This is a genomic window from Kurthia zopfii, assembly GCF_003143955.1.
GTDB lineage: Bacteria > Bacillota > Bacilli > Bacillales_A > Planococcaceae > Kurthia > Kurthia zopfii.
The window spans coordinates 16,256-37,390 of the sequence record NZ_QFVS01000023.1 but is presented as its reverse complement, the minus strand read 5'-3'; the positions used below and the strand labels follow the sequence as shown (position 1 = coordinate 37,390).

The 21,135-nt window shown below is 34.6% G+C and carries 20 protein-coding genes; 15 read left to right on the top strand and 5 right to left on the bottom strand.

All coding sequences use genetic code 11. From position 1 onward, the window contains the following. The first annotated feature begins 6 nt into the window (after positions 1-6). A complete protein-coding gene (locus DF281_RS09370; RefSeq protein ID WP_109349997.1) occupies positions 7-1,086 on the top strand; it encodes an SDR family oxidoreductase in 1,080 nt (359 codons plus the stop codon). A gap of 236 nt (positions 1,087-1,322) precedes the next feature. Beyond that, complete coding sequence (locus tag DF281_RS09365; protein WP_109349996.1) at positions 1,323-2,093, top strand: TerC family protein; 771 nt, start codon at positions 1,323-1,325, stop codon at positions 2,091-2,093. 154 nt (positions 2,094-2,247) lie between these two features. Here the strand turns inward: DF281_RS09365 and DF281_RS09360 are convergent, their stop codons facing one another. Both DF281_RS09360 and DF281_RS09355 read right to left on the bottom strand, forming a co-directional pair. After that, a complete protein-coding gene (locus DF281_RS09360; protein ID WP_109349995.1) occupies positions 2,248-3,549 on the bottom strand; it encodes a tetratricopeptide repeat protein in 1,302 nt (433 codons plus the stop codon). Beyond that, positions 3,530-4,210 (bottom strand): hypothetical protein, encoded by a 681-nt coding sequence (locus DF281_RS09355; protein WP_109349994.1) that lies wholly within the window; start codon positions 4,208-4,210, stop codon positions 3,530-3,532. The genes DF281_RS09360 and DF281_RS09355 overlap by 20 nt, the downstream gene beginning before the upstream one ends. A 217-nt stretch (positions 4,211-4,427) precedes the next feature. Here DF281_RS09355 and DF281_RS09350 point away from each other — a divergent pair, with 217 nt between their 5' ends. Beyond that, positions 4,428-5,780 (top strand): TrkH family potassium uptake protein, encoded by a 1,353-nt coding sequence (locus DF281_RS09350; RefSeq protein WP_109349993.1) that lies wholly within the window; start codon positions 4,428-4,430, stop codon positions 5,778-5,780. 381 nt (positions 5,781-6,161) lie between these two features. Beyond that, the gene (locus DF281_RS09345; RefSeq protein ID WP_109349992.1) at positions 6,162-6,608 is read left to right on the top strand and encodes a MarR family winged helix-turn-helix transcriptional regulator; all 447 of its coding nucleotides are present in this window, start codon (positions 6,162-6,164) and stop codon (positions 6,606-6,608) included. Positions 6,609-6,711: 103 nt separating this feature from the next. On the opposite strand, the gene DF281_RS09340 is transcribed toward DF281_RS09345, so the two are convergent. Then, positions 6,712-7,308 carry a CPBP family intramembrane glutamic endopeptidase gene (locus tag DF281_RS09340; protein ID WP_166636133.1) on the bottom strand — a complete coding sequence of 199 codons (597 nt, stop codon included), beginning with the start codon at positions 7,306-7,308 and terminating at the stop codon, positions 6,712-6,714. A gap of 62 nt (positions 7,309-7,370) precedes the next feature. Further along, on the bottom strand, positions 7,371-7,562 hold the full coding sequence (locus DF281_RS09335) for a YkvS family protein (protein WP_109349990.1): 192 nt from the start codon (positions 7,560-7,562) through the stop codon (positions 7,371-7,373). 110 nt (positions 7,563-7,672) lie between these two features. Between DF281_RS09335 and DF281_RS09330 the strand changes: the two genes are divergently transcribed. The 5 genes from DF281_RS09330 to DF281_RS09310 all read left to right on the top strand — a co-directional run bounded on the left by DF281_RS09330 (position 7,673) and on the right by DF281_RS09310 (position 11,617). Next, on the top strand, positions 7,673-7,861 hold the full coding sequence (locus DF281_RS09330) for a hypothetical protein (RefSeq protein ID WP_109349989.1): 189 nt from the start codon (positions 7,673-7,675) through the stop codon (positions 7,859-7,861). 89 nt (positions 7,862-7,950) lie between these two features. Continuing rightward, positions 7,951-8,136 (top strand): aspartyl-phosphate phosphatase Spo0E family protein, encoded by a 186-nt coding sequence (locus tag DF281_RS09325; protein ID WP_109349988.1) that lies wholly within the window; start codon positions 7,951-7,953, stop codon positions 8,134-8,136. 168 nt (positions 8,137-8,304) lie between these two features. After that, on the top strand, positions 8,305-9,171 hold the full coding sequence (locus DF281_RS09320) for an NAD(P)-dependent oxidoreductase (protein WP_109349987.1): 867 nt from the start codon (positions 8,305-8,307) through the stop codon (positions 9,169-9,171). A 170-nt stretch (positions 9,172-9,341) separates the two neighbouring features. Further along, positions 9,342-10,643 (top strand): MFS transporter, encoded by a 1,302-nt coding sequence (locus tag DF281_RS09315; RefSeq protein WP_109349986.1) that lies wholly within the window; start codon positions 9,342-9,344, stop codon positions 10,641-10,643. A 74-nt stretch (positions 10,644-10,717) separates the two neighbouring features. Further along, a complete protein-coding gene (locus DF281_RS09310) occupies positions 10,718-11,617 on the top strand; it encodes a chemotaxis protein (protein ID WP_109349985.1) in 900 nt (299 codons plus the stop codon). Between the two features lie 117 nt (positions 11,618-11,734). On the opposite strand, the gene DF281_RS09305 is transcribed toward DF281_RS09310, so the two are convergent. Continuing rightward, positions 11,735-12,193 (bottom strand): YkyB family protein, encoded by a 459-nt coding sequence (locus DF281_RS09305; RefSeq protein ID WP_109349984.1) that lies wholly within the window; start codon positions 12,191-12,193, stop codon positions 11,735-11,737. 146 nt (positions 12,194-12,339) lie between these two features. Here DF281_RS09305 and DF281_RS09300 point away from each other — a divergent pair, with 146 nt between their 5' ends. The 6 genes from DF281_RS09300 (at position 12,340) to DF281_RS09275 (ending at position 21,052) form a co-directional block, all read left to right on the top strand. Continuing rightward, entirely contained in the window at positions 12,340-13,872 is a 1,533-nt protein-coding gene (locus tag DF281_RS09300; RefSeq protein ID WP_109349983.1) for a Ppx/GppA phosphatase family protein, read from the top strand. Between the two features lie 14 nt (positions 13,873-13,886). Then, positions 13,887-15,989, top strand: a complete 2,103-nt coding sequence (locus DF281_RS09295; RefSeq protein ID WP_109349982.1) for an RNA degradosome polyphosphate kinase — start codon at positions 13,887-13,889, stop codon at positions 15,987-15,989. A 589-nt stretch (positions 15,990-16,578) separates the two neighbouring features. Continuing rightward, positions 16,579-18,588: a sensor domain-containing protein gene (locus tag DF281_RS09290; RefSeq protein WP_109349981.1), complete on the top strand. Its 2,010-nt coding sequence runs from the start codon at positions 16,579-16,581 to the stop codon at positions 18,586-18,588. A 150-nt stretch (positions 18,589-18,738) separates the two neighbouring features. After that, positions 18,739-19,509, top strand: coding sequence for a 2,4-dienoyl-CoA reductase (fadH, locus tag DF281_RS09285; RefSeq protein ID WP_109349980.1), 771 nt, complete (start codon positions 18,739-18,741; stop codon positions 19,507-19,509). 114 nt (positions 19,510-19,623) lie between these two features. Then, entirely contained in the window at positions 19,624-20,070 is a 447-nt protein-coding gene (gene cbpB / locus DF281_RS09280) for a cyclic-di-AMP-binding protein CbpB (RefSeq protein ID WP_109349979.1), read from the top strand. An 85-nt stretch (positions 20,071-20,155) separates the two neighbouring features. Then, complete coding sequence (locus DF281_RS09275; RefSeq protein WP_109349978.1) at positions 20,156-21,052, top strand: LysR family transcriptional regulator; 897 nt, start codon at positions 20,156-20,158, stop codon at positions 21,050-21,052. Positions 21,053-21,135: the final 83 nt, after the last annotated feature.

Genomic DNA, 21,135 nt, shown 5'->3' with positions numbered 1-21,135 from the left:
CGAGCGATGACGATTATGTTTACTGGATTTCCGGGATTTATTGCGACACAAATAATGATGGAGCTTTTAAAAAATGAAGAAAATCTCGAATTTGTAGCTTTAGTAAAAGACTCTGAAATGAAGAATGCAGTTGAGAAGAAGGTAATGATTACTGAGGGTTTCCCACAAGCTTCGATTGAATTAATTGAGGGAGATATTACTTTACCTAACCTAGATTTAGTAGATGAAAAAGTGGAAGAGTTGCAAAAAAAAGTGACGACTTTCTGGCATTTGGCTGCAATTTACGACTTAGCTGTACCTAAGGATTTAGCTTGGAAAGTGAATGTACATGGTACGAATACCGTCAATGAATTTGTCAAAGGCATTCAAAATTTACAACGCTATATGTATTTTAGTACTGCATATGTGGCAGGTAAAAGAACCGGTAATTTATTGGAAACTGAACTAATTCGACCACAACAGTTTAAAAACTTCTATGAAGAAACAAAGTTTGCTGCAGAATTATTAGTAGAAGATTTAAAGGCTGAAGTTCCAACGACAATTATTCGTCCTGGAATTGTACGAGGACATTCGATTACGGGTGAAACGATTAAATTTGACGGTCCGTATTTCTTGTTGAATATGGTTTCAAAATTAAGAGCATTACCGTTTATTCCGTATATTGGCCATTCAACTTCGACATTGAATACTGTTCCTGTAGACTATATTTATCAATCGGCAGTGTATCTTTCGCAGGCAGAGGAAGCGGTTAGTAAGACGGTTCATTTAACCGATCCAAATCCACATCCCATCCAAGAAATTGTACGCGCGGTGACAATCGAGATGACAGGGAAGTCACCAAAAGGTCATCTGCCACTTAAAATGACACAAAAAATAATGAAAAATAAAAAATTGCAAAGATATTTGCAAGTCGAGCAAGAGTCATTAGATTATTTTTCATGGGATGCGACATTCGATACGACGTTCGCAAAACAGTTGTTACAAAAGGCTGAAATTAATTGTCCAGATTTCATTGCCACATTGCCAGAGATGGTGTCATTTTATGAAAAAAACAAAAATAAAAAGGAATTTCATGTAAAAATATAAGCGCAAGTTCTTTACATTTTTCTAGTCTTGTCTTATACTTTCAATATAAACAAACGAATATGACTTTGACAGTTGTCAAAGGGGAGTAGCTGTAGGATTTACTCAATCCTATACTTGTAGTCGTCAATACATGGCCTATGCCATCGGTTGCAAGAGCATCTTAATTTGCTAAGTGAGACCTTTGCCTTTTATTAGGCATGGGTCTTTTTTGTTTGTCAAAATAAGGAGGAGTTCAAATGGATATTTTATTAGAATACGGTTGGGTACTGCTTGTATTAATCGGTCTTGAAGGTCTTTTAGCAGCAGATAACGCCGTAGTAATGGCAGTAATGGTAAAACACTTACCACACGCACAACGTAAAAAAGCTTTATTCTATGGTTTACTAGGAGCGTTCGTTTTACGATTCTTAGCTCTATTCATGATTACATTAATCGTAGACTGGTGGTTCGTTCAAGCAGCAGGTGCAGCTTACTTACTATTCATCTCGGCGAAACATTTATATGATGCGAGAAAACATAAAAATGCGACGGAAGAAGAAAAAGAAGAGAAATCTTCTAAAAAGCAATCTGGTTTCTGGATGACAGTATTAAAAGTTGAGGCAGCAGACTTAGCATTCGCAATTGATTCGATGCTTGCGGCAGTTGCGTTAGCAGTAACATTACCAAAACTAGGTGATTTCACAATCGGTGGCATTAACGGTGGTCAGTTCACTGTCATGTTCCTTGGTGGTATTATCGGTTTAATCATTATGCGTTTCGCAGCTCAATGGTTCGTAAAAGTATTAGAGAAATATCCTCAACTTGAAACAGCCGCTTTCTTAATCGTTGGTTGGGTAGGGGTTAAATTAACAGTTATGACACTTTCACACCCGAACGTTCTCATCTTACCTGAAGATTTCCCACATTCATTTGCTTGGAAAACAACATTCTGGGTAGTATTAGTCGGAATCGCAGTTCTAGGTTATGTGACGGGTGTTCGTGCCGTTAAGAAAAATGAAGGTAAATAATTCTTTTTTTCAGAGTGCTGGTCGTCAAATGATGATCAGCGCTCTTTTTATGTTCTATAAGATTTATCGGGATCTTAAAAAGGGTTTTTGAAAATAAAAACCATTCGAAATCTACGGGAAAAAGATACGTAGAATAACGAATGGAGTCGTGTAGCTATGACATTTTTAATTTTGCTTTAGTTTTATAATAATGCTGTGCATAAGCTGCGCTATACAATGCTCGTTCATTGTTGGCAAGAGAATCATCGGCTATGACGTGAGCGAAAGTAATCGTACCGACCTGTTGCTCAACAGTTTGTAAAAATCGAGGCAGTTGATAATTAATTCTTTCGTAAGTCGTATTCTTAAATAGGAAAAATAATTGATTATTAAAGAATCCGCAAACAGAAATGATATTTGGATCGGATATTGTATGAAAAATATCTACAACAAACGAATATTTTTTGATAATTTCATCCATCTCTAGTTCATCCAGATCATCGAGTGTGAATAAGAATAAATGAGGTTGATCATTGATCCATTCATTACAAATGATGTTGAAAGCTTCTTCATCCAATGCTTTTGGGATTTTATCATAGCTCATATAAAAATCATCGAATTTTTGGAATAATTTTTTGAATGAAAAAGAATTTGAAAGTTTTTGTAAATAGGTGAGTAGCTTTTGTTGTTTATTCATAAAGCTATTTTGTTCTGCTGAAGTTTTACTTTTTGCCGGACAATTTAATAGAGCTTCTAAAACGTCGATTTGCTTTTGGAAATGACCAGTCATCATTAAACAGTTATAACATTCAATTAAGGCGTTATATTCAATTTCATAGTCCCTTTCTTTAGAATATCCCTTAGCAATCATCCAATAAATATTTGCCTTCTCACCAAATAAATTGTCTAATGTAAGAATATTTTCAAGGTATTTGAAATTTTCAACTGAAAGTTCTCTATGATCAAGTAAGTATAAAATTTCCGAATATTCGATATGGAATCGAATAATGACTGATTGATTCGAAATAGAAAAAGTTTTAATCATACATTGTGCAGCTTGTGCAAAACGAAGAGCATCCTCAAGTTGCTTCTTTTGAATTAGGCAACGTGCGATATGGCAATAGATTTTGCAGGCGAGGTCATGCAGTTCACAATGAATCGCAATTTTTAGACCGATTTTATAAAACTTAATTGCTTGGTCAAAATCTTTTTGTTTGTAATAAACTAATGCGATTAATTCGTAAAGTCGCGTTAAATGCTTACCGTTATTCAATTCGTAACAAAGATTCTCACAGTACTCAAAGAAATCAAAGATTAAATATTCCTCAAATATAAGGAATGATTGCTCTAATAATTGCATTAATGAAGATAATTCAAGTTCGATGTTATTATTTGATTTTGCAATTTTATATTCTTCAAAAAGAATATGTAATGAATTCGACTTGAGTTCTATATCGTCAAGGTCTTGAGTCTTCATACGTCACCTCCATTTTTACAATTTGGCCATAGTATATAAATGAATTTGTTTGTTTGTAAGCTTCAAGAATATACGTTTCTAAAATTTCAGGACACTCTAGAAATGAATTATTATATTTTTTCGCAATCTGTTGTTGTATGGCTGCGAGTTTTTTCGGGTATGGTTCTATTGTTGAATATTGTTCCAAATATAGAGGACGAATATCGACATTCTTATGTGAAATAGTAGAGAGTAGTTCTTTTGTTAATACATCCATACCATCTAATTCTGAATGCCATTGGAAAATTTTCTTATGTAAAATCTGTGAAAAAATAAAGGAAGAATCCTTGTCGCCGCCGAAATCATTTAATACTTTTTTTATATTGGTCGTTTTAAAAATGACGCGCATTAAAGAGTGGCGTGTACTATAGATTAGTGTTTGCATCGTATCTTCAAATAAATCCGAATCCGGAATCGTAAATTTGAAATAACAATCGCGGCAAAATTCTAATATATAGGGCGTATTTTGTACAAGCGGGGGGGTTGAGAGGACTAACGCTTCGTACTTTTTCTCCAACTGACTATATTCATCATATTGATGAGCAGTTAAAGTAAATAAACTATTATTCTCTTGAAGTTTGTAAGCTGGTTGTATTAATAAAGGCTTTAATGAGCGAAGCATCGGCTTTCCCCCTTATTTCGTTATAATAAACCTATAATACCATCTTTTACCGTTAAAAGGTTATTTTATAATTAATTGGTAGATGAAATGAGCGGCGTTGAAAAATCCGAGAAAATGTTTGCCATTATAGTATTTTGAGTTAAAATGAAGTATTGAAAAAAATAAATTACTAAAAAATAACAATAATTTGTGAAGTGAAGAATGGAGAGGGTCAAACATGGGGACAGCTAAAGATATTAATAAGCGATCCACACCTTTCCAAGCGATAGTATCCTATTATTTTATTGCGATTGCGATATCATTTATTTTACTAAGATTACCGGGGGTACATAAAGATGGTGTCCATGTTTCCTTACTGGATAGTCTGTTTACGGCTGTAAGTGCGGTAAGTGTAACGGGTTTAACTGTTTTTGACATAAGTGAAACTTACTCGGTATTTGGGATCATCATGCTACTTGTAGTGTTACAGCTCGGAGCAATCGGTATCATGTCGCTTGGTACATTTGTCTGGCTAATAGTTGGGAAGAAAATTGGCTTAAGAGAAAGACAATTAATCATGGTTGATCATAACCAATATAATTTATCAGGCGTTGTAAATTTAATAAAAGAAATCATTAAAATTCTTTTCCTTATTGAAGCGGTAGGTGCGATGATTTTAACGCTCTATTTTACGCAGTACTATGATTCATTTAAAGAATCGGTATTACACGGTGTATTTACAGCGATATCAGCAACTACTAATGGAGGATTCGATATTACAGGACGTTCATTGGCCGTTTATGCGGATGATTATTTTGTCCAGACAATCAACATGATTTTGATTACACTGGGAGCAATCGGTTTCCCAGTATTAATTGAAATTAAATATTTCCTATTGAATAAGGAACAAAAAAGATTCCGTTTCTCACTTTTCACTAAAATTACGACAACAACGTATGCAGCTTTATTTGTAGTTGGTACTTTAGGAATTCTAATTGTGGAATCATTCAATGCATTTAAAGATATGTCCTGGCATAAAATGCTTTTCGCCAGTATGTTCCATTCCGTTTCGACTCGTTCTGCTGGTTTGACGACTTTTGATGTATCAAAATTCACAGAAACGACCGATATTTTTTTGAGTTTTATGATGTTTATTGGAGCTTCACCTAGTTCAGTAGGTGGGGGGATTCGAACGACGACTTTTGCGATTGCTGTGTTGTTCTTAATAAACTTTGCGAGAGGCAAGGATGAAATTCAAGTATTCGGACGAGAAATATACTTGATCGATGTTTATCGTTCCTATGTAGTTATTATTTTAGCTTCTACAATGGTGCTAGTTTCTACAATGATTTTATTATTAACAGAGAAAAGTGCTACATTACTTCAAATCATTTTTGAGATCACATCTGCATTCGGAACTTGTGGGATGTCGCTTGGAATAACGACGGATCTCTCCTCGCCAGGGAAGGTCATTATTATGATCTTAATGTTCGTAGGTCGTGTAGGGTTGATTTCATTCCTATATTCTCTAGGTGGTAAAGGCGAAAAACCGAAATATCATTATCCAAAAGAGCGTGTTATTATCGGCTAAAAATAAAACCGTTTCACACATGTATATACAATGTGTGGAACGGTTTTTCGATTGCTTCTAAATAGCAAAGATCGGGTACATCATGTAAAGCTAATTTACCTTCAATAGGACGTAGTAACGCAATAAATGAATAATCAACCCTCGCCCATAATAATAAAGTCTACAAGGCCGTCTAAACGACGAATCAAGTCATGTACATGAGAGCATACTTCTGCATCGTCAAAAAGTATTTTCGCGTGAAGGCTTACTTTGCGAATCACTCGAATGGAATTAATGTAAGGAAATACTGACAATAATCGACAAAAGTACATCCCTTTTTGACAAAGAAAACGATTAACGGATATAATAGACGAAATGAATCGGAAGATAAGGATGAGGAATATGACTTCTGAAGAAGTAAAACAATCATTAAAATTATATATTGTACTGTCACGCGCTCATAAAGCGATTAATGAAGTGACGAATCAATTTTTCCAAGAAAATAAAGTAAATCCAACTGAATTTGCAGTTTTGGAGCTTTTATATCATAAAGGTCGCCAACCATTGCAAAAAATAGGTAGTAAAATTCTTTTAGCGAGTGGATCTATAACATATGTAGTTGATAAATTGGAGAAGCGTGGCTATATTACGCGTACAGCTTGCCCATCGGATCGTAGAATTACGTATGCGGAGATTTCTGATGAAGGATCTGCATTTATGGCAGAGTTGTTCCCAAGACATGAAAAAGAGCTTCATGAATTAACGAATGGCCTTACGCCGGACGAAAAAGATGAAGCAATTGAATTGCTAAAAAAATTAGGACTTTCTGTAAAAGATTTATCTTATTAATTTGAGTGCAAAACGACTTTATATGTCTAAATACCCTTTTAAAATAGGGGGATTAAGCATAAATAGTCGTTTTTATTTTTGTTCTATGGTAATGTTTTACATTTTAATAAAGTGGTAATAAAATAAAGAGTAGAATCACGAGAACTAAATGTGCAATGATTAAAAGTGACATACTTTTTATCTTTTCGTAAATTCCTCCGAAAACTATACTTGATAAAAATGCTGCTAACGCACCAATATAGTATCCGCACAGTAATAAAGCCAATGAAAAATGTATGGATGAGAGAATTACCGCAACAGTTGTAGGAAAGTAATTTTTAAATATTTGTTGAATATACCCTCGCCATAGCAATTCTTCTCCTACAACGATGATGACGATTAGTAAAAAATATTGCCAAAAATAAGTGGGAGAATACGTTTCAAGCAATTGTTGGACATTATTAAATGCTACAATAGAAATTTGAGGTAAAAAAGTATAAAAAACTTTAAATCCGATGTAACCTATTAGACCTAAAGCGAGTCCTATGAATAAACAACGAGAAAAAGGGAGAATATTCATAATTTGTCCATTTAAAACAGCTAATATGATGCCGATGATTAGGGTAAGTGTATAGAGAAACCAAAAATATTCAAGTTGTTTGAAGCTAATAAACATAAAGAGTGTTGATAACAATAAAACGGGTATAAATAGTTTTTTCAAAATGATTCCCTCCATAAAAAAATCCGCTCAAAATTGAACGGATTAAGTGTAACATTTAAAACTTATTTAGATGAAGAACTCTCTATAATTTTGTAGCGTTTATGGTTGATCACAGTTTTTTCTTCCATCTCAAGTGATGCGAAGTTTTCCATAATTGTTAAATCAACAATTACAGAGTTTTCGTTTACTTTCTCAACTTTCCCTCTTAATCCATCTTGGAATTCAATAATATCTCCAATTTCCGCAGTTGTCATTATGAACCAGCTCCTCTGTCTACTAATAACTTACATTTTGCATGAAAACGCTTATAATGTAAAATAATTTACTGCAGAAGCTAAAAATAATTTAAAAAGGAAGTAATAATATGAGTGAAATGAACGATTTAGTAGAGAAATTAAAAAATGGAGAGATCAAACAAATAGAGGTCGATAAAAGTAATTTCTATGAATTAAGAGAAATTTTAGTAGAAAGAGAAGATTTTAAATATTTTAGAGGCATTGCTAAGCAAGGTGGCAAAGTCGTATATGAATATTTGGAAGAGGAAAGAAGTTAAAATGTCGATTCATGTCGAAAATTTCATTTCCGAAAACTTGGTAATACTAGTATAATAATGAACGTGGATGAGAAAGGTGGAGAGATTATATGTCAGAGTTAGTATTGAAGAAATTAGAACAAACACGTGAAAAAATGATTCAATGTGGATTAGAAAAAGGCTTCTTGAATGATGAAACAATTCGACTAAGTAGAAAACTAGATGATCTACTCAATCTCTATCAACACCAGGAAGTTCACACTGAATACAACGTAGAATGTAATACTTTAAAATAATACAAATTAATTTTTGTCGTTTTTGGTTTAGATAATAGGAAATGGTGGAAATATATTATAGAACACAGCAACAATCTCATTTCCCCCTTTCTTTAGCAGATAATTTTATCTGCTATTTTTTTTTGCCTTATTTCGCTATACTAAAGAAAAAACAAAGGGGAGATTCATATGAAGAAAGAAACAATTGCGTTTATCGGGACAGGTGTAATGGGGAAAAGCATCGTTCATCATTTATTAAATGCTCAATATGAAGTACATATATACACACGTACAGCATCGAAAGCGGAGTCACTTATTGAAAAAGGAGCGATTTGGCATAGTACGGCTGCGGAAGCAGTAGGAACTGCGGATCTCGTATTTACGATGGTAGGCTACCCTTCAGATGTGGAAGAAGTATATTTTGGGGATACAGGTATTTTCAGCAATTTATCAAAAGGTGCTGTAGTTGTTGATTTGACTACTTCACAACCAGTATTAGCGAAGAAAATTGCACAATACGCGAGCGAGAATCAATTCAAAGCTTTAGATGCACCAGTTTCTGGTGGAGATATCGGCGCGCAAAACGGCACTTTATCAATTATGGTTGGCGGGGAGAAATCTGTATTCGATCAACTACTACCAATTTTTGAAGTATTCGGCCAAAACATCGTTTATCAAGGTGCAGCGGGTGCAGGACAACATACGAAAATGTGTAATCAAATTGCCATTGCTACGAATATGATTGGTGTGGCAGAAGCACTTGTCTACGGCAAAAAGGCAGGACTTGATTTGGAAACAGTTTTAAAATCGATTGAAGCTGGAGCAGCAGGATCTTGGTCATTAAGTAATCTTGGCCCTCGTATGATGAAAGGGGATCAAGCACCAGGATTTTATATTAAGCATTTCTTGAAAGATATGCGAATCGCCTTAGAGGAAGCGGAATTGATGGGCTTACATTTACCAGGGCTTGAGCTTTCGAAAAAACTATATGATGAATTAGTGAATGAAGGAATGGCTGAAAACGGTACGCAGGCACTAATTGCTTACTATAAATAACGAATAAAACGCTTCGCTTCTAAGTGGAGCGTTTTTTTTGCCAACATCTATTGACAATTCAATCGAAATTGTAAAAATAATGTCAAAAATTTGTGAAATAATTGTAAATAATGAAGGGATTACGTACTAAGAGAACGAATTATGCAATATGATTAAAGGAGGCGGAAGCTATAGATACAAATCAGAATAAACAAAGGTCACCAATCGCGCTTTATTTATCATTACCTATTTTATCGTGGGCGTTTTATGATTTTGCCAATACGATTTTTTCTTCGAATATTAATACAGTGTTTTTCCCATTTTATATGGATGAAACAATTGGCACGAATGCAGAGAAGCAACAATTAGCAAGTACTTTTATCTCCTATGCGAACGCAATCGCGAGTATGTTTTTGGTCATCTTCTCCCCGCTATTTGGCGTGTGGATTGACCGCACTGGACTCAAGAAAAAAATGATTGTTTGGTTTGCTTCCATTTCCATTCTGTTTACATTTTTGATGGGGATTTTCGGTGGAATTGACTTTGGGCTAAGTCAATCCGGCATACCAATCAGCATGTTCTTAGTCGTCATAAGTTTTGTCATAGCGAAATTTTTCTATAACTCGAGTCTAGTATTTTATGATGCGATGATGCCGAGTTTAGGGACTAAATCCGAGCTGCCATTAATCTCTGGTTTTGGCGTAGCGGTAGGCTATTTAGGGACGATTGTAGGATTACTCGTCTACATATTAGTAAATGATGGCGATTACTACAAAGCATTTATTCCGACAGCAATTTTATACTTACTATTTTCATTACCGCTATTCTTTATAAATAAAGATGATCCCATTCCAAAAGAAAAGCGCGAGAAAGTACATTTCTTAACGGGATATAAGGAAATTTTCCATACGTTTAAAGAAATGAAAAAGCATAAAAAAATATTTAAATTTATGGTCGCATATTTCTTTATAAATGATGCATTAGCTACAACAATTGCGATGATGGCGGTGTATGCGACAGCAGTATTAGCATTTACTTCTGGTCAATTTATACTTCTTTACTTAGTATCCACTGTGGCAGCGATTATTGGTTCCTTTGTTTTTGGGTATATTAATAAGAGAGCGGGTTCTCATAAAGCAATTACCTATGTAGGAATCATTATGGTTGTGGCGTTAGTAATCGCGGCGGCAGCAACAGCACAATGGTTATTCTGGATTGCTGGAGCTATGTTTGGCGTAGCGCTCGGTTCAATTTGGGTTACTTCAAGAACGTATATTATCGAGCTTTCACCAGTGGAAAAACAAGGTCAGTTTTTTGGACTCTTTGCCTTTTCAGGTAAAGTTTCTTCTATTATAGGGCCAGCAATTTATGGCTCGATTACGTTTATGTTGAGATCACACGGTGCTTTTGCAAGTCGGATGGCACTCGTTTCGTTAATAATAATGACTGTAATTGGCTTAGTTATTCATATGAAAAAATTAAAAAATGAATGATTTCGATACTTTTTGCCTAGTCTTCAATATGGTACAATGGAATTATAAATGAAATGAGACGGAGGACAACAGTCATGAACTCAACAGGTATTTTATTAGAGAGTGGCACAAATGAACTTGAGATTGTGGAATTTGAAGTCGGTTCAAATAAATTCGGCATAAATGTAATTAAAGTAAAAGAAATCATTCAACCAATTCCAGTTACTTTTATCCCGCATGCTCATCCTTTTGTAGAGGGAATTATTCAACTACGTGGTGATGTTTTACCAGTTGTAGATATGAAGAGAGTATTGGGATTAACACATCTGGAAAATGGTGATCAGCATAAATATATTGTTGCTGAATTTAATAAACAACGTGTCGTTTTCCATGTGGACAATGTTTCGATGATTCATCGTATTTCATGGGAACAAATTGAAAAACCTTCGGAAATGTATCAAAACGGTACTTCTCAAGTAATTGGTGTTATTAAACGTGAAGATTCAATGTTGTTACTTTTAGACTTTGAGCGTGTCATTTTAGAAATTAATCCTGAAACAGGGATCAATGTTGAGTCGGTAAAAAAACTTGGCAAAAGAAATCGTTCAGAGAAACGTATCTTAATCGCGGAAGATTCACCATTATTAAGAAAACTTCTAAATGACACGATGAATGAAGCGGGTTATATGAACCTTGAATTTTTCGAGAATGGTAAGGATGCTTATACATTCTTGGAGGAAACAGCAAAAACGAGACAAATTGAAGATGTCGTGCAATTAGTCGTGACGGATATCGAAATGCCGCAAATGGATGGTCATCATTTAACGAAGAAAATTAAAGAAAATGCCAATTTAGCTAAATTACCGGTCGTAATTTTCTCTAGTTTAATTACGGATGATCTAAAGCATAAAGGGGAACGAGTTGGAGCAAATGCTCAAATTAGTAAACCTGAAATTGCAGAATTAATTAAAATGGTCGATCAATACGTTCTATAAAATAAAAAAAGTTGTCACTCTAGCCCAGCAACAACGCAGTCATGTAGGTTATTCAAAGTGAATAGCACAAACTTGATCGTGGCGTTGTATGGCCTTGGAATGACAACTTTTTTTGAATTAATGTCCGTAGAAATAACTGGAAGTATGTAAAAATGGCTTCTTTTTATTCTGATTTGCGATAGGTTTTTTGATGGGTTTCTTCAGAGGTGGTTTAGGGTCACCTAAAAATAGTGTTAAAATCTCTTTTGCTTTTTTCAAACCCATATGTCGAATTGGATTTCGATAATGCGCATCTAATTTACCTAAATGAGGAAGCGCTTTGAAGTCTTCTTTTTGAGGAAGTGTATGAAAATAATAATCAGCACATGAAATTAACACGGAAGATTGCTGCTGACTATACTGTGGGCGATCAACGAAATGAAGACCGATTTTCTTCGCTTTTTTCTCAACGATTAGTTTTTGTAAAGCACGTTTTTTTAAAGAATATAATTCTCTGTTATCAGGTGCTGTTTTCGCATGTTTATTCACTGCATAAATAGCTTGAGCAAGAATTTCTACGCTATATTGTTCAGACATAAAAAGCCACCTTTCATTTTAATATGATTAAAAATATATATGTTCCTTGAATATTCAGACCATTCGGATTTATAAATATTCTACAATCATATCAAGGAATCCCGTTATTGTATAGGTAAAATGAATAAATAAAGGAAGTGATGCATATGGCAGTGCAAAAATCAGCAATTATTGATATTGGTTCAAATACAATTCGCTTAGTAATTTATCAATATTCAACGAAAAGTGGATTAAAAGAACTTGAAAATATAAAAGCTGTCGCAAGGTTAAGAAATTATATAAATGATGATGGAATTTTAGTAGAAGAAGGCATTCAATTACTTCAAAATCTATTGAAATCATTCAAGGAAATGTTAGTAGATTATGGCATTGATAATGTCAGAACAGTAGCGACTGCGTCAATTCGACAAGCTAAAAATGGAGAAGAAATAATCCTTCGCATGAAGGAAATAGTCGGCATCGAAATTGAACTACTTTCAGAAGAAGAGGAAGCATACTATGGCTATTTTGCGGTAGCGCATACGATTTCAACGCCTTCTGCAATTACTATTGATATGGGCGGCGGAAGCACGGAAATAACTTTATTTGAAAATAAAGAATTGAAGCATTCGATTAGCTTACCATTTGGATCCGTATCATTGAAAAAACAATTTATGCATGAGCAAACTCTATCTCGAAAAGAACATCTCGCAGTTTTTGATTTTGCGGAAAAGCAGTTTTCTGAAATCGAGTGGTTGAAAAACGCCAATGTGCCAGTAGTTGGCATTGGGGGAAGCGCGCGGAATATGGCGAAGCTCGATCAAAGCCGAAAAAATTATCCACTAACAGGTGTTCATCAATATCGAATGTCCTATGATGATTTTTTAGAAATTAATGATGAAATTGCTGGAATGACATTTCAAGAATTAAAAAAATTGGATGGATTATCGAGTGATCGTGCAGATATTATCGCACCTGTTTGTGAAGTATTCAGTGCATTAATGCATGTCGTCGGCAGCAGGAAATTCCAGTTCAGTCGAAAAGGGCTACGTGAAGGACTCGTCATGTCAGATTTATTAAAGGAATATCCCGATGCATTTAATCGAGAAGATGTCTTTATGTCGAGCGCAGCTTATTTAGCTTCAGAGTTTGGAAAGGCGAAAGAAAATATACTTCATCATGGTCGATTATCCGAATTACTCTATCGGAAACTTTGTTTGGAGAAAATATGGACATTTGCGGAAGGTGATATCGCTTTATTAAAGCAAGGAGCAGAAGTGTTTCTAATTGGGGAATACTTAGAACCTGATTCAGCGAGCCAACATACATTTTACCTGTTATCCAATCGCTCCATTAATGGCTTAAATCATAAGGAGCGCCTACGTTTAGCGTTGATGGCATCCTATAAAAATAAAGATTCATTTTATCATTATTTAGAGCCTTTTGAAGATTGGTTTTCTAAAGAAGAGATTCAAGTACTAATCAGATTAGCCTCATTATTAAAATTCACTTATTCATTAGATGCTTCAAAACGTAGTGTCATTTATGATGTTCAACTTGATTATGATGAAGCGGAAGAACGTATTCATTTCACGATTTTGACGAATGGATATCCTCTAGCCGAAGAATATCAAGCGAATAGGCAGAAGAAACATTTTGAAAGAGTGTTGAGAAAAGAAATTGTACTACATTTCATTTAGGGGGAATTTAAATTATGGAAGAACAATATAAGGAAATCGCATTACCGAAATATTATAATAACCGCGAGTTAAGTTGGTTAGCATTTAATGAACGAGTTTTACAAGAAGCGGAAGACGAAAGAAATCCGTTATTAGAAAGACTGAAGTTTATTGCGATCTTTAGTTCAAATTTAGATGAATTTTTCATGGTGCGTGTAGCCGGATTACAAGATCAAGTAAGGGCGGGATTCACGAAGCCAGAGAATAAAGCCGGTTTAACACCTAAGGAACAGCTCGCTGCGATTGAAGAAAAAACGACTGAATTAGTAAATCGACAAATGGCTGTATACGAAAAGTTAACAAAAGTGCTATTACCGAAAGAAAATGTCTATATCCATGATTTAAAAGACTTAAATGAAGAGCAAAATCAATTTGTTAAAGAATACTTTGAAGAAATTATTTTCCCAGTTTTAACGCCAATCGCGGTAGATGCATACCGACCATTCCCGACATTATTAAGTAAATCACATAATTTGTTAGTCATGTTGGAAGATAAAAATGCGGAAGCGGAATTCCAAAAGAAAGTGGCGATTGTACAAGTTCCGGCTGTACTTCAAAGATTTATTAAACTACCAAAGGAAAATGATAAAATCGAATGTGTCATGATTGAAGATATAATTATGGCGAATATCGACGTACTATTTAAAGGGTTCTCTGTGAAATCAGTCCAATCATTTAGATTAACACGTAATGCCGATTTAACGATTCATGAAGAAGGCGCGCGTGATTTATTAACAGAAATTGAAAAAGAATTGAAAAAACGTAAGTGGGGTGCGGTTTCAAGAGTAGAAGTCCGTAAAGGTGAAATGCAAGATAATGTGCTGAACTTCTTAATGAAGGAAATTGATGATTGGGATGCACAAGTTGTTGATATTGCAGGGCCAATTGATTTAACCTTTTTATTTGGATTTTGTAAAAATGTTGGCGAATTCCGAGAGGATTTACAATACGAGAGTTTTATTCCTCAACCACCTAGCGATTTAACGTCGGAGGAAGATTTATTTACGAAGGCGCTGAAGCAGGATTTATTTTTCCACCATCCATTTGAATCATTCATACCGATCGTTGATTTCGTTCGAGAAGCGGCTGAAGATCCGACTGTGCTAGCGATTAAGCAAACGCTATACCGAGTGAGCGGCAATTCGCCTGTCATAAAAGCGTTGAAACTTGCTGCTGAAAACGGTAAGCAAGTAACGGTATTAGTGGAACTAAAAGCTCGTTTCGACGAGGAGAATAATGTGCATTGGGCGAAAGAGTTGGAACAAGCAGGGTGCCTCGTTATTTATGGCATGCATAATTTAAAAACACATTCGAAAATCACATTAGTTGTTCGAAAAAAACATGGCAGAATTGAGCGATTCATCCATCTTGGTACAGGGAATTATAATGATGCGACAGCTAAAATCTATACGGATATGGGCATTATTACGACGAAGAAAAAAATCGGAATCGATGCGACGAACTTCTTTAATTATTTGAGTGGTTATACGGAAAAGCCGAACTATCACCATTTAGTCGTATCACCATATGATATTCGCGAAGAATTCATTCGCTTAATCGATGCAGAAATTGAATTTCATAAACAACATAATAATGGCGCAATCTATGCGAAGATGAATTCATTAACGGATAAAGATCTTATTATGAAATTATATGAAGCTTCTATTGCTGGCGTGAAAGTGAATTTGATTATTCGAGGAATTTGCTGTTTAAAACCTGGTATTAAAGGCGTTAGTGAAAATATTACGGTTGTCAGCATTGTAGGTCAGTTTTTAGAACATTCTCGTATTTATTGGTTCCACCAAAATGGAGAAAATAAAATCTTCCTATCTTCAGCAGATATGATGACGAGAAATATGATTAAACGTGTTGAAATATTATTCCCGATTTTTGATACAGGCATTAAGAAGAGAATTATGCATATTATGAAATTGCAGTTAAGTGATAATAGTAAAGCGCGTGTAGCAAATTCTGATGGTGAATACCATTACAAAAAAAGATCGAAAAACAGTAAGATTATTGATAGCCAAGTCATTCTTGCAAAAGAAGTAAATCATGTATTGAGTGACGAAGAATAGATTCAACTTTATGCAGTGCAAACAGGATGATCGTTTGCGCTGTTTTTTTGTGGAAAATCGAAACTATTATTAAATACTAATCCTTTGTAATTTTAGTGAAAAGCTGATGGCAGGAGCGAATAAAAGCGTTTGTATAAAGATTCCCCATATACAATTAATCAATAATTAATGTATAATTATACGTTAATGTGGTTGTTGAATATTTGACGTAAAATGTAAAGTGTTAGTGGACGATTATTCGGGAAATATAATGTTTTTTTGATATGACAACAACTGAATCATTTGTATTTACGCAAAAAGATATGCAAGTAAAATAGTTCTTTTCTCTCAATGGTAAGTGAAACCTTGTTTTTAAGAGAAAGAAAAAATAAAAATAAAAAATAACCTTTTTTGATTATAGTATATGAATTCGGGGAAAAGTTGAGTAATATATTTTGATTTACGTCATTAATTTGATAGTAGAATAATGTCATTTTTGTAAAAAGAATATAATTATTAAAAAAGTATACAAAATTTTATACAACAAATGATATTATATTTGTTCGAAATGCTATAGTATAGATGAAAAGGCTAGCAGGGAGGGACGTCTATGGAAAATTCACCGCTTACGAATGATCAATGGAAGTATGCCGTAAAACAATTGAATAATTTAGGCGATTATTATTGTTTCTTTTTATTGAAAAAGCATCCAACTTATTTCGAAGTCCAATTTGCTAGTAATTTAGCGACGGAGTATTTTGGTGATTTCTCAAAAAATGAACGAGCAGAAACCTACTTCACTCCTTCAAACTGGCAGTCGATTATACAATCGCTGAATGAAAATAAGAAAGCAACAATTCAATTTACACCTAAAAGTATGTCGGAAAAAATAATCACGACTATGATTCTGAAAGAAATAGATGAACTACAAGAATTATATTTACTCGCCATTGATTTAACAGAACAATATGATTTAGGTTCTAGTGAACAACATCAAATTGAGCCGCTAATCTGTCTTGCGATTGATGGTGAAATTCTTTATGGAAATCGAGCGACAATTGGTAGTTTAGGTTATCGAAAACAAAAGTTTATTAGCGCATCCATTGAAAATATTATTACGTCCGTAAATTCTTCTTCTATTTTAGAAGTTTTAAAAAGACTGAATGAAACAAAGGAACTGGAAGAATTTTATGATGCAACAGTTAAAACAATCGATGGGCAAACTTTTAGAATTTATTTGCGTATAACACCGATTATTGTCGACTCGGAAATCGTTGAATTTCATTGTATTTGGCGACATTTAGAACAAACATTTATTGAAAATCAAAAAATGTTTTCATTGCATTACTATGATCAATTAACGGGGATTTGGAATAAGCAGGCGTTAAATGAACACTTTTTAGAGGAAAGTCGAATTGCTCAAAGAAATCGTAATAATTTGGCGATTCTACTAGTGGATGTATTGCGCTTTAAAAGAATTAATGAGAGTTATGGTACGAATATTGGTGATGAGATTTTATGTGCGATTACTCAAAGGCTTAAAACAATTGAATCTGCAGAAAATTATTTATATCGCTTGAACGGTGATGAATTCATTATTATGGTTCAAAATGCGACCGATGAAAAAATAATAGCTATTTCAGAAAAAATAAATAAGATGTTTTTACAGCCATTTACAACTTCAGAAATTGACTTGGATTGTGACTATTCGATTGGTGTGACAATGCAGCAGGAGGAAGCCATCGAATTAGAATCTATGCTGCAACAAGCGATGCAAGCTGTCTATTTTTCGATGGTATATGGTCAAAAACTATGTTATTACGAACCGAGTATGGAAGAATCCTATCGTCATGATGCATTGATGGAGAGTCATTTAAGAAGAGCGATCGAAAAAAATGAACTACATCTGCATTTCCAACCTCAAATTGACTTATCTACTGGCAATGTCGAATCATTTGAAGCACTTTTAAGATGGTCGAATCCTAAATTTGGCGATGTGTCACCTGTGAAATTTATTCCAATTGCTGAAGAATCGGGAATTATTGTAATGATTGGCGATTGGGTGTTGGAGGAAGTTGCGAAAATTTTAAGTGAGTGGAAAAAAAGAGAGTGGCTTCATCTCCGCATCGCTGTGAATATCTCACCATTGCAATTTAAAGAAGAAAATTTCATCGAGAAGATGAAGGATTTAATTGAGCGTCATTCACTTGAACCGTCTATGTTGGAATTAGAAATAACGGAAAGTTCAATGATGGATGTTGATAAAACGATGATTACTTTATCGGAATTAAAAGAGATGAATATGATTATTTCGATTGATGATTTCGGAACAGGATATTCGTCATTAAGTTATATTAAAAGCTATCCGATTGATATAATTAAAATTGATAAATCTTTCATTCAAGAAATGGATTGTGATCAGCGTAACCAAGCCATCGCAAAAACAATTATCCATTTAGCGCATAGTCTAGGGTTAACTGTCATTGCTGAAGGCGTTGAACGTTTGGAACATGTATCGATTTTAAAAGGTGAAAATTGTGAAAAAGCACAGGGCTTCCTTTTCAGTAGACCTGTTCCTTTTGAAGTTATTGAAAATCAATATTTAAATAAATTAAATTAATGAAATCCGAGAAGTCGACAACTGCAAAATGTCAGCTTTTCGGATTTTTATATGCGAGGAAATAGCTCTCATTTTCATTGTATAGAAATATATGGTAAAATAGAAATCGAATAATGAATGACTATTCATTTTATAAAAGGGGATGAGAGAATGTTAGAAAATAAAGTTGTGATTGTTACTGGTGGATCAAATGGTATGGGGAAATATATGGCGAAAAATTTTGCGGATCAAGGTGCGAATGTCGTCATTACGGGTCGAGATTTAGAACGTCTACATAATGCACAGAAGGAGTTACTGCAGACTGCTAAAGGACAAGTAGAAGTATTCCAAATGGATGTCAGAAATGTAGAGCATGTGGATGCGATGGTGCAATTCACACATGAAAAATTTGGCATAATTACGAGCTTAGTAAATAATGCAGCAGGTAACTTTATAGTTCGAGCAGAGGAATTATCTCCAAATGGATGGAAGTCTGTAATTGACATCGTTCTTAACGGTACATTTTATTGTTCACAAGCTGTCGGCAAATATTGGATTGAACATCAAATTAAAGGGGCTATTTTAAATATGGTCGCAACATATGCATGGCAGGCGGGAGCAGGCGTTATTCATTCAGCAGCTGCAAAAGCTGGGGTGCTTTCGATGACGAGAACATTGGCAGTAGAGTGGGGAAGTAGCTACGGTATTCGAGTGAACGCAATTGCTCCAGGACCAATCGATCGAACTGGCGGAGCTGAAAAACTGTGGGAATCTGAAGAAGCAGCGAAACGTACTTTAAAATCAGTACCGTTACATCGTTTAGGTGAGCCAGAGGAAATTGCGGACTTAGCGGCATTTATTTTATCGGATAAGGCAAAATATATGAATGGTGAATGTGTCACATTAGATGGCGGTCAGTGGTTAAATTCACACCCGTTCTAGAAAAAATAGGTCTTAAATACAAAATGTTCTGCATAGAATTATGAATCTGATTTATGTTATGATAAAACCGACATGACGTACTCTATTTTTTAAATAGAAAAGGAGTAGAATTCTATGATTTCCATGAACAGCAAAGAATTATTAGATATGCCCATTCATGATTTTATTATTCCTGCAGAAAAAGTTGCCCATGTGCAGCTAGGGAATAACGCAGAACACGCTTTATTAGTCTTAACAAAAACAGGTTATTCTTCGATTCCCGTACTAGACTCGACGTATCATTTCCATGGATTGATTAGTATCCGCATGATCATGGATTCTATTCTAGGTCTTGAAAGAATTGAATATGAGAAGCTAGAAGATTCAAAAGTTACGGAAATAATGGATCCTGATATTGCAACATTAAATATAAACGATACATTTAAAAGAGCTTTAGATTTAGTAATTAACCACGCTTTTCTATGTGTTATAGATGATGAAGGAACTTTTGTTGGTATTATGACGCGACGTGTTATTTTGAAACAATTAAAAAAACATGTCTATCAATCAAAAAAAAATTAATATTCCGTACATTTAAATGGGGCAAATAGCAGGGAATTGCTGTTTGTCTTTTTTGTGGGAAATTTTCGTAACGGGAGGAATTGTCATGACGACATCAGAAGCTCAAATAATAAAAATACTTGCTGAAGAAGGAAATATGCGAAAAGCAGCAGAACGTTTATTTCTTTCACAACCAGCACTTTCACAAAGGCTCCAATCAATCGAAAAAGACTGGGGAGCACAATTATTCCTTCGCTCTCAAAAAGGTCTTACAGCCACTCCAGCAGGCGAATTAGTCATTCAATATTCAAATGAAATGGCAAACAGACGTGAGGAAGTTTTCGAGCAATTGCAATCTCTGAATTCAAAAGTTCATGGCACGCTCAAAATTGCCTGTGCATCAATTGTTGGGCATACTTGGCTACCGCAAGTACTGAAAGATTTCGTAAAGGAGTATCCAGATGCGAAGATTTCGCTAATAACTGGTTGGTCTTCTGAAATCGTGCGCGCCTTATATGATGGAGAAGCACATATTGGAATCGTACGTGGTCACTCGGATTGGAAAGGTCATAAGAAACATTTATTCCGCGATACTCTATATTTAGTTGATAAGGAAATGAAGTCGATTGAAGAAGTTTTTGAAACGGAACGCCCTTTTATCCAATTTAAAAGTGACTCGAATTATTACCAAGAAATTCAGCAATGGTGGCAAAGACATTTCTCATCCCCTCCAAAGCACCAAATTACCGTCGATCAAATCGAAACGTGTAAACAGATGGCGATGAACGGAATTGGCTATGCGATCCTTCCTTCTATTACATTAACGGGAGAAGAAGATGTCAATCGCATCACATTGACAAATGATGAAGAAAAATTTGAATTGACTCGAGATACTTGGTTGATCGGTTATGATTCAAGTTTTGAATTACGACAAGTTGAAGCTTTCGTAGAAATTGTTCAAAAACACGCTGAATGTTTATACGACTATTCGAAAAATAAGTGAATTTGAATTCTAAAAAATAATCTATGAGTCCCTGTACATCAATTGTATGTACGGTGGGCTCATTTATTCATTTTCGGGAAAAA